Below are 14515 nucleotides of genomic sequence, written 5' to 3' on the forward strand. Positions count from 1 at the left end.
GAGGCTGTCATATAACTAGTAATTTAGCTATATTACAGCCTCTAAAATATACGACGATAAAAAGACGCAGTAATGTTTATTTTAAGGGTCACGTACTTTTTGAGTCATCGTTTTTCATCTTATTTTATTCGTTTACATTTGCATCCAAGTTGGTTCTAATGTATTGCCATCTAAGTCCTGGACTTCAAGACCATACATCTGATCTTCTGGTATGCCCATATCAACTTTATAAAAATCTCCGCCGTTTGCTTTGGCTGTTTCACCAAATTTTTTCACAGCTTCCGCACTTTCCATACTGAATGATACTAAAACACCGCTTGTCGTTCTGGCATCTGCAATTGTTTTTTCTTTGATAAATTTACTGTAGAAATCATGATTCAATAGCATGATCCAGAAATTATCATCCCAAACCATTGAACTTGTTTCCTCGTTAGAAAAATCTTCATTCTTTTTAAACCCTAATTTTTCATAAAACTCTGTCGCTCGTTTAACATCACTTACTGGAAAATTGACAAATACCATTGTAGCCATAGAAAATCAACCTCTCTTTTTTTATTTTTATACGACTAGAGCATCTCATGGGGCTACTTTTTTGTCAAAATAAACGTTTGGGGTTGAAAAAAAGTTCTGTGACTGGCACTCCAATGGTAGAAACTGTTAAAATGAGGGGAGTGAATACTTAGATTGTCACCCAGATCTTTCATCGCAAAAGGTAGCATAGAATTTTAAAGGAATGGGTGATATCAGTATGAAGTAAATAAACAGCATCAAAGCAATGAGCTGCTTTTAAATTAGGAGGAACGACTATCAATCAAAAAAGAACATTTATCACTGCGATTTTACTCTTATTACTTATTTTTTTTCTCAGCTTAGGAGTGATTTTAGTCATGAATCAAAAAGAAACACAGGAAACAAGTCAACAATCAGAAACAACTCTGACGAGCAGCACAACAACTTCATCAACACAAGAAAGTACTTCAGCTAAAACGCAGGATGAAGCGATCAAGAACCTAATGGCCTCCATGAGCTTGGAAGAAAAAGTCGGTCAGTTATTTTTAGCTCGTGTGCCGATTGAAGGACAGATCGAGAGTATTCAACTGAATCATCTAGGCGGTTATTTACTCTTTGGCCGCGATGTAGAAATGGAGACACCAGAGTCACTAAAAGAAAAAATCGCTTCTTATCAAGAAGCAAGTAAGATTCCTTTACTGATTGCCTCTGATGAGGAAGGAGGAACTGTTTCTCGTTTAAGTCGGGGGACTGACTTAGTTGCAGAAGCGTTTCAGTCACCTCAAGAAATTTATCAAACATCTGGTTTAGCGGGAATTCGCAAGGATATTCAGCAAAAAGCCACTGTTTTACACTCTTACGGCATTCAAACGGGTCTTTTTCCTGACGCAGATGTTGCTACTGATCCTCAAGCATTTATTTACGATCGGACATTAGGATTGGATGCGGAGAAAACAAGTGAGTATATAAAAGCAAGCGTAGAAGAGCTGAAAAAGCAAAAGCTTATATCAACGTTGAAGCATTTTCCAGGTTATGGGAATAATCGTGATTCTCATGTCGAAATCGTTTATGATACGAGAACTTTAGCTGAATTACGAGCTAGTGACTTTTTACCTTTCAAAGCAGGGATCGCAGCTGGAGCAGATAGTGTTTTAGTGTCTCACAATATTGTAACAAGTATTGATGAAACAATGCCGGCATCTATTTCAAAACCAGTTCATGATTTATTGCGGAATGAGTTAGGATTCCAAGGTGTGATCATGACAGATGATATGGATATGGCGGGACTAGCCGGCTTTATTTCACAGGAAGAAGCAGGGCTGGCCGCGCTAGAAGCAGGGAATGACTTGATTTTATCCTCTTCATTTCAAGAGCAAATTCCTTATGTGCTGCAAGGAATCGAACAAGGAGTCTATACGAAAGAGGCGTTAGATCGATCTGTGTATCGCGTATTAAAAATGAAAATGGATACAGGGTCGATAGATTGGTAGAAGAATAGTTTTTAACATTTAAAAACAGCCAGCTGATAGAGTGAATTTTCAGCTGGCTGTTTCTTTTATAACAAGTTAGGATTCATTTTTTGATAGTTGGCTAATTTATAAGCAAGATTTCTCTCATAATCTTGATTGAAAAAACCAAGATAGAGGCAATCGAAAATATACATCAATGACATTCGAGTTGAAAAAGAAGAAATTTTGTTATAATGATTTTCCAACGATGAAAAGAGAAATAACCCATCAACCTTTGTTGTAAGTAAAGGACTATTTTTTGAGGTGATCAACAATACCTTGCTTTCATTCTTTTTTAAGGTAGCTAAGATTTTTTTGACACTGGAACCTCGACCTTCGTAAGAAACAACAATTGCCAGATGATCTGGCGTACTATTTGCTGCAGTTAGGTTTTGTGTATAATCATCAATTGGGACATGGATTCGTTTCCCGATTTCCTGCATTTGAAATTGAAAATTTTGAGCAAAATAAATATTTGCGGAAGAAGCATAGACATCGATATATTTTGCATTTCTTAATAGTTTACTGTTGGCAGCCATTTGGTCAAAATTATTTGTATCGCTAGTGGATTGTACTGTCTGCTCATAAACCGTTTTTAATTTAGTTGTCATGGCATAGAGATTGTCTTCGGCGGATATAGGATAGTCTATATCAATGATCGGCGTGGTCCGATGTTCGTTTAAATCATTGACCAAAGCAAGTTTAAGATCATTCAAACCATCAAACTCAAGCTTATTGATCAGACGATAGATCGTTGAAATCGAAACATAAGAATGTTCTGCCAACTCTTGTGGTGAAAAATGGATCACTTCATCTGGTGTTTCTAGAATATAATCTACGAGTGTTTGTTCACTAGCAGTTAAGGAATCTAAGCTTCTTAATTTTAAAAATAGGCTCATTATATCAGTTACCTTTCAATGATGTTCATTTTACTAAGTTTAGTATACCTGATAATGAACGTTTATGTAAAAAAAGAATGTAGAACAAAAAGTTATTTCTACTTTTGCTCTACACTCAAAATGGGAACAAATGGCAACAGCAGCGATTGTTTTAAAGTAAATCTGCCAATGCTTTTGCAATTCCGTCTTCGTTATTGGTCGCTGTGATTTTGTTTGCTGCCTTTTTTAACTCGTCCACTGCATTGCCCATTGCAACACCAATTCCGGCATAATTGATGATCGACAAATCATTGTGTCCGTCACCAAAAGAGACGATATGTTCCTGATGGATACCTAATGGTTTTAAGGCTTGTTCAAGCGCATGAGCCTTGTCAATACCTTGATCGGTAAACTCAAAATACATCGGAGCAGAGAAAACACCACTCACTATATCTTTAAACGGAGCCAAAATTTTTTCAGCATGTTCCTGCAAATATTCTGGTTGAGCAGCGACTAAAATTTTGTGTAATGGAAATTCAACAAAATCAGCTAAATCTGCTTTTTCACATAATTGGAAGTTCCCGCCGCGAGATTCGTACTCGATGATATTGAATTGTTTGCCCATCGCTCCAAGGTCAAGAATCCCATCGAAAACATTGTTCACATACATATAGTCGCCATGAGCGATCATCGGTTTAACATCAAACTGCTTCAGGTGTTCCAAAATGGCTTTTGCTGTTTCAATGGAGAGTGGTTGACTGAATAGCTCTTTTTGAGCACAAACATCGAAAACATGAGCCCCATTATATGAAACAAGCATTCCATTATACTGGTCTAAATTCAATTCCTCAACATATTTCAGCATACCGGGAGTGGGTCTGCCTGAAGCTAATACGACCTTGACCCCTTTTTTCTGTGCATCGATCAGAGCTTCTCTCGTTTGCTTCGAAATTTCTTTTTCATCATTTAATAATGTTCCATCAATATCTAATACGATTGCTTTAATAGTCATCTTGATTTCTCCTCTTTTATATGGTTAATTCTAATCGATTTCCTTCTGGATCAGCAATCACAGATTCATAATAGCCATCACCAGTGGTTCGGCACGGACTTAATAATTCATAGCCTTCCAATACTAAAACATTCGTCAGCGTATCAACCTTTTGCTTACTTCCTAAAGAAATCGCTAAGTGGGCAAATCCTAAGGTTTCATTAGCTTCAGTTCTGTGTGCAACATCCTCGCGCTGCATGATTTCTAGTCTAGCGCCATCTGCGAATGTTAAAAAATAGGACTGAAAACTTGTCTTAGTATTATGATAAAGCTCTGATGACTGTACATTGAAATACGTTTGATAAAATGTTCGCATGGCTTCCAAATCATGAACCCATAGCCCGATATGTTCTATTTTCAAAATAATCCCTCCGTTTGTCAGTTATTACACCTTCAGTATAAAACAAAATCATCACATAAAGGGTGAGACTGGAAAGATTGATAGAATCTTTTCAAACGTAGAATAAAAGGAAGGATATTTCTGAAAAAAAATTATCAGAGCTACTTATTTTTATCTATGCGGAAAAAGTCAGTTCTTGACAAGTAATATTTTTCCATGCTATATTGAAGACAATAAAAAACGAAGTGAGGGATCCGTGCATTGAAAAATTAAGTCAATTTGTTGAAGCTGCATTCAGACTGTAACTTGAAGTATCTCAAGGGAGCAGTGTGCAGATTTTCAGAATTGGCGATAATTTTTCAGTGTACGGGTCTTTTTGTGTACAGAAAATGGACCATGCCAGTTCTGAAAAGCATCGAAGGCGCTTTAAGTAGCCTTCTGCTTTTTTTAATGAGGTGATAGTATGTCAAAAATTGAAATCAAACAGTTAACTTTTGGATATGACAATCAAGGAACACTTTTATTTGACCAAGCAAATCTAAATTTCGATACTAGCTGGAAATTAGGTTTAATTGGAAGAAATGGTCGGGGAAAAACGACACTCTTAAATATTTTACAGAACAAACTAAGCTATAGTGGGCAAATCACCCATCAATTAGAATTTTTATACTTCCCGCAACCGATCAAGGATAAACAGCAATTGACTTTTTATGTATTACAGGAAATCAGTGATTTTGAACAATGGGAAATCGAACGTGAGTTGAATCTTTTGAATGTTGATCCGCAAATTTTATGGCGTGAGTTTGAAACATTATCTGGTGGGGAGCAGACGAAAGTACTGCTAGCTTTATTATTCATTGATGATCAGTATTTTCCACTGATCGATGAACCGACTAATCATTTAGATATCGCAGGTCGCAAGCAAGTAGCAGAATATTTGAAAAAGAAACGTCAGGGATTTATCGTTGTTAGTCATGATCGATCTTTTGTAGACGACGTCGTTGATCATGTATTATCGATCGAGAAGAGTCAGCTAGAATTATATCAAGGAAATTTTTCGGTTTACGAGGAACAAAAGAAAATGAAAGATGAGTTTGAATTAGCTCAAAATGAAAAGCTGAAAAAAGAAGTTACGCGTCTTCGGAAGACTGCCGCTGAAAAAGCAGAATGGTCGCGTTCCAAAGAGCAGGATAAATATGGTAAAGCTTCTGAAAAGGGTAGCGGCGCAATTTACGATACAGGTTTTATTGGAGCTCGGGCAGCGCGCACGATGAAACGTTCAAAATCTATCGAAAGCAGGATGGAGACACAGTTGGCAGAAAAAGAGAGCTTACTGAAAGATATCGAATATATCGACCCGTTGACTATGAATTATCAACCAGGTCATAATAAACGGTTACTAACGGTGGAGCAATTGATTTTGAGCTATCAAGGAAATCCTTTGTTTCAACCAGTTTCATTTGTTTTGGGACAAGGAGATCGAATTGCGCTGACCGGTGCAAACGGCTCAGGCAAATCATCGATCATTCGTTTATTACTAAATCAGTTCGACGGAGAAAGCTCAGGAGAAATCAATCGTCCAGAAAAGTTGAAAATCAGCTATGTTCGCCAAAATTATGAGGATAATCAGGGGACTTTGACGGAATTTTCAGAAGCGCAAGGGCTGAATCATCAAGAATTTCTCAATAATTTGCACAAACTCGGCATGGAAAGAGATGTTTTTCATAATCGGATCGAGCAAATGAGCATGGGACAGCGTAAAAAAGTTGAATTGGCGAAATCCTTGGCTATGCCAGCAGAATTTTATATTTGGGATGAGCCTTTAAACTATCTGGATGTTTTCAATCAAGAGCAACTGGAACAGCTGATCTTGTCAGTCAAACCAACGATGCTTTTAGTTGAACACGATCAAGCTTTTTTAGAGAAAATCGCGACACAGATCGTACCGTTAGTTAAAGCATAAAGTAGGCTAATATTGACCGAAATATGGAGCGTGAAATAAAAGAGGCTTTTCTTTTGTTTCATGCTCTATTTTTCATATTGTCTTTACCTGCAAGTTTTGACATAATGAATTAGAGTATTTAGTGAATGAGAAAGTGAGTTGGCATAATGAAAGTATTGGTAACTGGATTCGATCCATTCGGTGGAGAATCAAGAAATCCTTCATATGAAGCTGTAAAGCTTTTGCCAGATAGAATTGCCGGGGCGACGATCATCAAAGCTGAAATACCCACTGAATTTGAAAAAAGTAGGATCATTTTGCAGATGCTTCTTGAAGAAACGACGCCCGATATCGTCATTTGTGTTGGGCAAGCTGGTGGGCGTAGTGCTATTTCTTTTGAGCGTGTAGCGATCAATCTAGCCGAAGCAAGAATTCCAGATAATAAAGGGAATCAGCCGATAGGTGATAAACTAGAGTCAGATGGGGAGACTGCTTATTTTTCGAACTTACCAATCAAGGCAATGAGAAAAAATGTATTAGCTCATGAATTGCCTGCAGACATTTCCTATACGGCAGGTACTTTTGTCTGTAATGCAGTGATGTATCGATTGTTATACTTGATCGATCGAGTATATCCTAACGTACGAGGTGGGTTTATTCATGTTCCTTTTGAACCAAGGCAGGTATTAAATCGAGCAGAGACGGCTTGTTTGCCGCTTCAAACCATTTGTGATGGTCTTTACTATGCCATTGAAGCATGTGTGACGAATGCTGTTGATAGTGAAGAAAATGCTGGAACGCTCCAATGAGCAAGAACTAATTTTAGTGGGATAGATGTACTAAGATAGGTTTTATTCATTGTAAAAAAGTGATCATCAACTTACTGATAATGATTCTCATTATCATGTGCTTATGTTATACTAACTCAATAAAGAAAGGAGTGATCCAATGAAAAAAGTTCAAATCGGGCCTTTTACAGTTCGATATGAGGTTGTTCAAACTGAACAATGTCCTTTGAAAATAACAGAAAATATTTATATTGAGCAAGATCAACGCTCAAACTATTTGCTTGGCGAAACTACCATGAGCGTTTATGAATTTTACTTGTCTGTAAATCCTGATTTATCGGAAAAAGAGTATCAGCTGTCAGAAAATTTTCAGCGGATCATCAAGCGATTTCCTGTAACCAATCAGCAGAAGATTTTCTTAGACCAAAAAGGCAGCTATAGTATAAGGAAGGTTCCTGTCTACATCACCATTCAAGATTATATACTAGCTGCAACAGAGCCAGAAACTCATTCCGAGTTTTTACGAAAAGTTGAAAACATTCATTTCTTTCCAATACAGGAGTCTGAGGGAATAAGCTACAAGCGTTTAAGACTAGATGGACGATATGCTTCTAGAGAGAAGTTAGATGAGAAGAAAGCTGATGTAAAAATAATTCAAGATCAGCTGGAGCTTACAAATGAAATGTATTATTTTGGCCCTTATAATTATGCAGGTGTGATCCAGTTTTTACCAGAGTATGGGATTTCCACCTATGATCAATTTCATGAAGCATACGGAAAGCATGTATACAGCTTTACAATCAGCAAAGCTGGACAAACAATCCCATTGCTATGGCCGGATTATTTATATCATAGGCCTGAAAATCATTTAGAATTTGGTCTTTTAGCCCAAACGAATGAGGGAAGATATGCTGCTTTTGAGCATTGGGAAGCTGGTGAAGACATCCAAATCGACCTGTTAGCGGAAGGATTTGAAGAGGTTCATTTTACCTCACAGCTGAAAAAACCATTGGTCAATCGACCTCAATTATCACAAACGGAGTATAAAGCAGGTGAACAGCTTTCCTTGTTGATCGATCCAGAGCTTGTTGCGGAAGTTTTAAACGAGTCAGCAAGTGTAGTGTTTGTCACTCCAGCTAAGGATTCTTTAGATGGGCTATCGATTCTTTCTGAAACAACAGACGATCAGTTACTTTTTTCAACTGATCTATTGACCAAAGGACGCTACCAACTCAAAATAAACAGTCCTGTCTATGGACAGCTATTATTTTTATTTACAGTAAAGCAAGAAAGGTCGGAAAAATGAAAAAATTAAAAATTCAAGATTTTATTTCAATTGGTATTTATACTGCTATTTATTTTTTGATTGTATCGATCGCTTTGGCGATCCTAACATTCACGATCCCTACATTTAACAATGTATTGATTCCAAGTGCGACTGCACTATTTGCTGGAATCGTCTACTTACTAGTGATCCATCGTATTCCGCGATTTGGTGCGATTACGATCATGGGGAGTGTGATGGGGCTATTTTTCCTGATTTCCGGACATTTTCCTTTATCCTTTTTACCAAGTGTTATTTGTGCAGTTGGTGCAGATTGGCTTCAATATAAAACGAGATTACCAGAGAAGGCTCGGACAATGATCAGTTATACGGTCTTTAGCTTTGGCTTGATGGGTCCTGTGTTGCCATTGTGGTTTATGAAAAATGCATACATTGACGCATTGATTGCACGTGGAAAAGATTCCGTCTACATTGAAAAAGTCTTTACACCGATCACTATGGGGATGTTTTATTTTTGTACAATTGCTGTTATTGTTTGTAGTATTTTAGGACTATTGATCGGACAAAAAATCTATGTGAAACATTTTGATAAAACCAAAGGGAAAAATTATGAGCAAAGTATACGTAACGTTTGATCCTAGAAGTAAATTATGCACGATATTATTTGCTAGTTTCTTGTTGATGTTTCCTTTGCCGTTTGCCGCTGAAATTCTTTTTGTGAGCTTGCTATACGGATTATTTATTTTAAATGGTGCAGTCAAAAAAGGAACGATTTTCTACGCTATTTTTTGGCTGTTTATTTTAGGCGATCATTTGTTATTTCCTTACATAGAGAATGGTGTAGCGGCCTTTTTTGATTTTCTTTTGGTTGGGAATCGTCGTTTATTACCGACGATCATGGCAGCTGCTTTTGCAATGAATCAGACAAAAATCAGTGAATGGATCGCAGCATTGAAAAAATGTCGGGTTCCCTTTGGCTTGATCGTTCCTTTGACGGTGCTCTTTCGTTTTTTTCCAACGCTTTTTCAAGATTTTAAGAGCATCCGAAATGCAATGAAGTATCGAGGGATTGCCGTTTCGACAGTAGGCTTATTTCTGCATCCTTTTCAAACGATGGAATATATCATCGTTCCCATTCTAATGTCAGCAGAAAATACGTCACTGGATTTGTCAGCAGCAGCTTTAGCCCGGGGGTTAGCTAATCCAACAGCTCATACAAGTGTTTATGAGATTCGTTTAAAAATACAGGACTATCTATTGATAGGATTTCTTATTCTAGGCATGGTGTTCGGGAGGAAGTTTGGATGATCGACTTAAAAAGATTGGCGTTTGCCTATGAGGATAAAGAACGTGTGATCAAGGATATTGATCTATCCGTTCAGCCAGGCGAATTTGTTGTTTTGTGTGGGAAAAGCGGCTGTGGAAAATCAACGCTGCTCAGATTGTTAAATGGCTTGATCCCTGAACTATATACGGGTGATTTGACAGGGGAAGGAACTATTTTAGGGCAAGAATTTTTAACAAAAGACTTTAACCAATATGTTCGTGAAATCGGAACCGTTTTTCAAAATCCTAAAACGCAGTTTTTTACAAGTGATGTTTATTCTGAGTTAGCATTCGCGATGGAGAATTATGGTGTACCTAGAACTGAAATGATTGATCGAATCGATGAAATCGCCCAACTGTTTTCTTTAGCACCATTTTTAGATAGAAGTATGTTTCATCTATCTGGGGGACAAAAGCAATTGATTGCTTTTGCTTCTGCAAGTATGTTAAAGCATCGCTTATTTTTACTAGACGAGCCTTCTAGTAATTTAGATGATGAGACGGTTGAAAAGCTAAAAGATTATTTGCGGATCCTCAAAAACTTTGGGATGACGATTATCGTTTCTGAACATCGCCTATATTATTTAAAGGAACTTGTAGATCGCTATGTACTTATGGATGAAGGGAACATTGTTTCACAATATACGCGACAAGAAATGGACGAAAAATCATCTGCTGAAATACGACAGCTAGGGCTTCGTTCACTTACGCAAACCACTTTTGTAAAAAAAGAAGCTCAGGCAGATTCAGGAGAGCATACACTCGTTTGCGAAGACTTGACCTTTCACTATCGAAAGAGCCGTTCAGTTTCCGTAAGAATCCCTAATATAGAACTGACTAGTTCGTTTGTGACAGGGATCGTCGGTCATAATGGTGCAGGCAAGTCTACCTTTTCAAAACTTATATCTGGTTTGATCAAGCCGCGTTCAGGAAAAATCCTATGGGATCAAAAAGTGATGACTCCTAAAGAATTGATCAAAGAAAGTTTTGTTGTGATGCAGGATGTGAATTTGCAGTTGTTTTTTGAAACAGTAGAAAAAGAAATCTGTTTACATGTAAAAGAAAGTGAAGAAATCGATCAAATCATCAAGATGCTTCATTTAGAATCGCTGCTTTTTCGTCATCCTCAAACATTATCTGGTGGAGAAAAACAACGGGTTGCGATTGCTAGTGCAGTTCTATCTGGAAAAAAGATCATTATTTTTGATGAGCCTACGAGCGGACTTGATTTGCAGCATATGGAGGAAGTTGCGGCAACGATCCGTTGGCTGAAAGAGCGAAGTATTTTGGTTTTGATCATTTCACATGATAAAGAATTTCTTAGTCAGACATGCCAACGGATCGTGCATTTTGATCAAGGAGAAATCATTGATGACTATTTTGTTGAGAATACAGAGATCGAAAATGGAGGAGAATAAATGTATATTGTAACGAATACGATCCAAGTAGAAACAGAGCACTCCCAGAAGATTATTCAGCAGTTTACTGCAGGGCATACGAAGGAGAGTATGGAAGCTGTTGAAGGCTTTTTAAACTTCCAATTGATGTATCGCTCATTGCCGGATAATCCAGAAGTCACAGAATTAGTTGTACTAAGTCGTTGGGTATCAAAAGAACACCAAAAAAATTGGGTGAACAGCCAGTCCTTTAAACAAATGCATCAAAGAAATACAGAAAATAAACAGTCAACTGAAAAGCCAAAACGCTCTGGAATCATTTCTAGTACGATCGCTGAATATGAAGTGTTGACATAAGAAAAAGAAATATAATATAGTTAAAGAGATCAACGACGAATAATCAAGTGGAAAAGACGTTTTTTTGCTATACTTTTCCAAACAAAAATCGGGACAAAGTAGATGCATAGATGAAGCAACGTTAATGCCCCACCCAATGCACTCGTGGAGGGGTTCGTGGGCGAATAAAATGGATTACGAAATACCATTAGATACGTTAAAAATAGGTAAATAGGAGACGGTTAGATGAAAAAATTTCCAAACTCTTTTTTGTGGGGCGCAGCAACCTCAGCTCCGCAGTCCGAAGGACATAGTTCATTAAACGGAAAAAGTCCATCAACATGGGATAAATGGTATGAATTAGCGCCAGAAAAATTCCAAAAAGACCAAGGCCCTGAACATACAACAAATATGTACGAGTTTTATAAAGAAGATGTGAAACGGATGAAAGACATTCATATGAACTCATTTCGGACGTCTATCGCTTGGACTCGTTTATTGCCAGATGGGAAAACCATCAATCAAGAAGCAGTCGAATTTTATCGTGCCTATTTTGAGGAACTTAACGTAAATGGAGTAAAACCAATCATCAATTTGTTTCACTTTGATATGCCTTGGTGGCTGATGGAAAAAGGTGGATGGGAAGTACGTGAGTCTGTCGATGCATTCGCTTTTTATGCAAAAACATGCTTTGATCTATTTGGTGATCTAGTCGAGTATTGGACGACGTTCAATGAGCCTATGGTCCATGTCGAATGTGGCTATTTGTATGGATACCATTATCCGGCAATGAACGATTTTAAAAAGGCGGTTCAAGTTGGCTACCACACATTGATGGCGCATACAATGGCTGTAAAAATGTTTAGAGATGGAAACTATTCTGGAGAAATCGGAATTATTCTAAATGTTTCTCCTTGTTATCCAAGAAGTGAGTCGACCAAAGATAGACAGGCGGCGGAAATTGCCGATTTACTGAATACGAAAAGCTTTTTAGACCCAGCAGTTTTAGGAACGATTCCAAAGAAATTGATCGATCGTTTGGCTGAGAATCAGTTGCTTCCTGTTACGGCAACAACAGATTTAAAAGAGATCGAAATGAATACAGTGGATTTTATTGGTATGAATTATTATCAACCGCGCCGTGTTAAAGCACCAGAACATGTCAATCATCCTGCTATTTCGCCAGAAGATTTCTATGATCATTACGATTGGCCGGATAAAAAAATCAATCCTTATCGTGGTTGGGAAATTTATCCAGAAGCGTTATATGATGTGGCAATGATGATCAAGAATGAATACAAAAATATTCCCTGGTATGTTTCTGAAAATGGTATGGGCGTTGCTGAGGAAGAACGGTTTATGGATGAATCTGGGATGATTCAGGATGATTATCGTATCGAATTTATGGAAGAGCATTTGGAGCAGCTGTACAAAGGAATCGAGGCTGGAAGTAATTGCTTTGGCTATCACTCCTGGACATTCATTGATTGCTGGTCGTGGTTGAATGGCTATAAAAATAGATATGGTTTTTATCAACTGGATTTAGAAACGGGTCAGCGCAGATTGAAAAAAAGCGGGCTTTGGTTTAAAGAACGAATCGATCATAACGGACTGAAATAATGTTGTGTGTACAACTAAACAATAATCTCATTTGCTGTTTATTTTTAACTAGCATGAAAAGGAGAAAAGTGATGACTCGAGGTAGCTGCTCAATACAGTTATGATCTGATAGAGATTGTATTGAGCCAAATTATATCTATCAGTAAAATAACTGTGTTGATCTTACTATTATAATTACTAAGTAAGGGAGCAGTGGCTATGAGAAATGAAGAACAAAAGAACTATTGGCAATCACTTGAACAGGAGAATATTCTCGGATGGGATTTTTCATATATGGAGAATCGATGGAGCTTGGAAGAATTACCTTGGTCTTATGAAAATCTTGTCCATAAATATTTGAAAGAATCAATGTCTTTATTAGATATGGGAACAGGCGGCGGAGAACGATTATTGACTTTTGGTCATCCCTATGAGCGAACAAGTGTAACGGAGGGGTGGTTGCCCAACTATGAGTTACTTCAAAAGGTACTCAAGCCTTTAGGAATTAAAATTGTTTATGTTGATGAAACGGACCGTTTAGATTTTCCAGAAGCTTCATTTGATATCGTTTTAAACAATCATGAATCCTATGATCCCAAAGAGGTTAGTCGGGTCCTTAAATCTGGTGGGTTATTTATAACTCAGCAGGTTGGAGAAAAAAATGGTTACGTTCTTGCAGAAAAAATGAATATGGTGGAAAATAGAGATCATGCGAAATGGTCCTTAAAAATTGCTGGAGAAGAGTTGGAAAGAGAAAACTTTAGCTTGTTGCTTGGTCGAGAATTTTTCCCTTATCAAAAATTCTACGACATGGAAGGGCTGATTTATTACATGAAAAGAATTCCATGGGAATATCCCGGCTTTTCTGTATCAGCTCATTTTGAGGCGTTACTAAAGTTGCAAAACGAATTGTCCATAAATGGTGAAATCAAAAATCTTCAACATCGTTTTATTTTGATTGCTAAATTAGAAAAATGAGTAAAAAACGTAGAATCTGCTGACAAGCGATTCTACGTTTTTTACTCATTATTTATTTAACAACTAAAACATTACAAGGTGCATATTGTACAACATAACTTGTGGTAGTACCAAGCTGATTTGCCTGAATCTGACCTTTTCCTGTTGCTCCAACTACGATCAAATCAATAGCTTGATTTGTTGGAACAATTGTTGCGATTGTTTCTTTTGGGTTTCCAATTTCAACCAGAGGAATCACATCATTTACCTCTTGTTGCGTAGCGTAATAGATATTTTTTAATAATTCTTTTTCGATTGCTTCTTTCTCTTCAGCTAAAACTTTCGAATAGGCATAAGAGCTGTGGCTGATTGCATGTTCATCAACAACAGAAAGCAAGTATAAGGTGGCATTTTTTTCTTTAGCGATTGCAACTGCATGCTGCAAGGCTAACTCAGCATTTTTTGATCCATCAACAGCAACTAAAATATTTTTGTAGTCATTGATCATTTTACTCATCACCTTTCTTTATCTATCTTAATTATATCATGTTCTACAAAGAACTTTAAATGATTGTGCAAAATAAAAAGATAAGAAAAT

15 protein-coding genes are annotated in these 14515 nt (G+C 37.2%); 10 read left to right on the forward strand and 5 right to left on the reverse strand.

Annotated features, from left to right (window positions below; all coding sequences use genetic code 11):
- Positions 1-132 precede the first annotated feature (132 nt).
- The gene (locus CC204_RS01980) at positions 133-531 is read right to left on the reverse strand and encodes a VOC family protein (protein ID WP_088268568.1); all 399 of its coding nucleotides are present in this window, start codon (positions 529-531) and stop codon (positions 133-135) included.
- Between the two features lie 356 nt (positions 532-887).
- On the opposite strand from CC204_RS01980, the gene CC204_RS01985 reads away from it, so the two are divergent.
- Positions 888-2000: a glycoside hydrolase family 3 protein gene (locus CC204_RS01985; protein ID WP_088268569.1), complete on the forward strand. Its 1113-nt coding sequence runs from the start codon at positions 888-890 to the stop codon at positions 1998-2000.
- A 65-nt stretch (positions 2001-2065) separates the two neighbouring features.
- Here the strand turns inward: CC204_RS01985 and CC204_RS01990 are convergent, their stop codons facing one another.
- The 3 genes from CC204_RS01990 to CC204_RS02000 all read right to left on the reverse strand — a co-directional run bounded on the left by CC204_RS01990 (position 2066) and on the right by CC204_RS02000 (position 4308).
- Positions 2066-2917 (reverse strand): MurR/RpiR family transcriptional regulator, encoded by an 852-nt coding sequence (locus CC204_RS01990; protein WP_088268570.1) that lies wholly within the window; start codon positions 2915-2917, stop codon positions 2066-2068.
- A 151-nt stretch (positions 2918-3068) separates the two neighbouring features.
- Positions 3069-3908, reverse strand: coding sequence for a Cof-type HAD-IIB family hydrolase (locus CC204_RS01995; RefSeq protein WP_088268571.1), 840 nt, complete (start codon positions 3906-3908; stop codon positions 3069-3071).
- A gap of 16 nt (positions 3909-3924) precedes the next feature.
- On the reverse strand, positions 3925-4308 hold the full coding sequence (locus tag CC204_RS02000) for a VOC family protein (protein WP_088268572.1): 384 nt from the start codon (positions 4306-4308) through the stop codon (positions 3925-3927).
- A 442-nt stretch (positions 4309-4750) separates the two neighbouring features.
- Between CC204_RS02000 and CC204_RS02005 the strand changes: the two genes are divergently transcribed.
- The 9 genes from CC204_RS02005 to CC204_RS02045 all read left to right on the forward strand — a co-directional run bounded on the left by CC204_RS02005 (position 4751) and on the right by CC204_RS02045 (position 13938).
- A complete protein-coding gene (locus tag CC204_RS02005; RefSeq protein WP_088268573.1) occupies positions 4751-6250 on the forward strand; it encodes an Lsa family ABC-F type ribosomal protection protein in 1500 nt (499 codons plus the stop codon).
- A 146-nt stretch (positions 6251-6396) separates the two neighbouring features.
- On the forward strand, positions 6397-7038 hold the full coding sequence (gene pcp / locus CC204_RS02010) for a pyroglutamyl-peptidase I (RefSeq protein ID WP_088268574.1): 642 nt from the start codon (positions 6397-6399) through the stop codon (positions 7036-7038).
- A gap of 139 nt (positions 7039-7177) precedes the next feature.
- Positions 7178-8323 carry a hypothetical protein gene (locus tag CC204_RS02015; RefSeq protein WP_088268575.1) on the forward strand — a complete coding sequence of 382 codons (1146 nt, stop codon included), beginning with the start codon at positions 7178-7180 and terminating at the stop codon, positions 8321-8323.
- Entirely contained in the window at positions 8320-8937 is a 618-nt protein-coding gene (locus CC204_RS02020; protein WP_088268576.1) for an MptD family putative ECF transporter S component, read from the forward strand. Before CC204_RS02015 ends, CC204_RS02020 begins: the two co-directional genes overlap by 4 nt.
- Positions 8912-9610 (forward strand): energy-coupling factor transporter transmembrane component T, encoded by a 699-nt coding sequence (locus CC204_RS02025; protein ID WP_088268577.1) that lies wholly within the window; start codon positions 8912-8914, stop codon positions 9608-9610. Before CC204_RS02020 ends, CC204_RS02025 begins: the two co-directional genes overlap by 26 nt.
- Positions 9607-11046 (forward strand): ABC transporter ATP-binding protein, encoded by a 1440-nt coding sequence (locus tag CC204_RS02030; protein WP_088268578.1) that lies wholly within the window; start codon positions 9607-9609, stop codon positions 11044-11046. The genes CC204_RS02025 and CC204_RS02030 overlap by 4 nt, the downstream gene beginning before the upstream one ends.
- A complete protein-coding gene (locus tag CC204_RS02035) occupies positions 11047-11382 on the forward strand; it encodes an antibiotic biosynthesis monooxygenase (protein WP_088268579.1) in 336 nt (111 codons plus the stop codon).
- 225 nt (positions 11383-11607) lie between these two features.
- Positions 11608-12981, forward strand: coding sequence for a glycoside hydrolase family 1 protein (locus CC204_RS02040; protein ID WP_088268580.1), 1374 nt, complete (start codon positions 11608-11610; stop codon positions 12979-12981).
- Positions 12982-13179: 198 nt separating this feature from the next.
- Complete coding sequence (locus CC204_RS02045) at positions 13180-13938, forward strand: class I SAM-dependent methyltransferase (protein ID WP_088268581.1); 759 nt, start codon at positions 13180-13182, stop codon at positions 13936-13938.
- A 52-nt stretch (positions 13939-13990) separates the two neighbouring features.
- Here CC204_RS02045 and CC204_RS02050 read toward each other — a convergent pair whose 3' ends face one another.
- Entirely contained in the window at positions 13991-14425 is a 435-nt protein-coding gene (locus tag CC204_RS02050; protein WP_088268582.1) for a universal stress protein, read from the reverse strand.
- Positions 14426-14515: the final 90 nt, after the last annotated feature.

It is taken from the genome of Enterococcus wangshanyuanii (assembly GCF_002197645.1).
Lineage (GTDB): Bacteria > Bacillota > Bacilli > Lactobacillales > Enterococcaceae > Enterococcus_L > Enterococcus_L wangshanyuanii.

What these genes read in the sequence shown, in the direction of transcription:
- CC204_RS01980 (WP_088268568.1), bottom strand. Translation starts at nt 531, where the DNA reads ATGGCTACAATGGTATTTGTCAATTTTCCAGTAAGTGATGTTAAACGA.
- CC204_RS01985 (WP_088268569.1), top strand. Translation starts at nt 888, where the DNA reads ATGAATCAAAAAGAAACACAGGAAACAAGTCAACAATCAGAAACAACT.
- CC204_RS01990 (WP_088268570.1), bottom strand. Translation starts at nt 2,917, where the DNA reads ATGAGCCTATTTTTAAAATTAAGAAGCTTAGATTCCTTAACTGCTAGT.
- CC204_RS01995 (WP_088268571.1), bottom strand. Translation starts at nt 3,908, where the DNA reads ATGACTATTAAAGCAATCGTATTAGATATTGATGGAACATTATTAAAT.
- CC204_RS02005 (WP_088268573.1), top strand. Translation starts at nt 4,751, where the DNA reads ATGTCAAAAATTGAAATCAAACAGTTAACTTTTGGATATGACAATCAA.
- pcp (WP_088268574.1), top strand. Translation starts at nt 6,397, where the DNA reads ATGAAAGTATTGGTAACTGGATTCGATCCATTCGGTGGAGAATCAAGA.
- CC204_RS02015 (WP_088268575.1), top strand. Translation starts at nt 7,178, where the DNA reads ATGAAAAAAGTTCAAATCGGGCCTTTTACAGTTCGATATGAGGTTGTT.
- CC204_RS02020 (WP_088268576.1), top strand. Translation starts at nt 8,320, where the DNA reads ATGAAAAAATTAAAAATTCAAGATTTTATTTCAATTGGTATTTATACT.
- CC204_RS02025 (WP_088268577.1), top strand. Translation starts at nt 8,912, where the DNA reads ATGAGCAAAGTATACGTAACGTTTGATCCTAGAAGTAAATTATGCACG.
- CC204_RS02030 (WP_088268578.1), top strand. Translation starts at nt 9,607, where the DNA reads ATGATCGACTTAAAAAGATTGGCGTTTGCCTATGAGGATAAAGAACGT.
- CC204_RS02035 (WP_088268579.1), top strand. Translation starts at nt 11,047, where the DNA reads ATGTATATTGTAACGAATACGATCCAAGTAGAAACAGAGCACTCCCAG.
- CC204_RS02040 (WP_088268580.1), top strand. Translation starts at nt 11,608, where the DNA reads ATGAAAAAATTTCCAAACTCTTTTTTGTGGGGCGCAGCAACCTCAGCT.
- CC204_RS02045 (WP_088268581.1), top strand. Translation starts at nt 13,180, where the DNA reads ATGAGAAATGAAGAACAAAAGAACTATTGGCAATCACTTGAACAGGAG.
- CC204_RS02050 (WP_088268582.1), bottom strand. Translation starts at nt 14,425, where the DNA reads ATGATCAATGACTACAAAAATATTTTAGTTGCTGTTGATGGATCAAAA.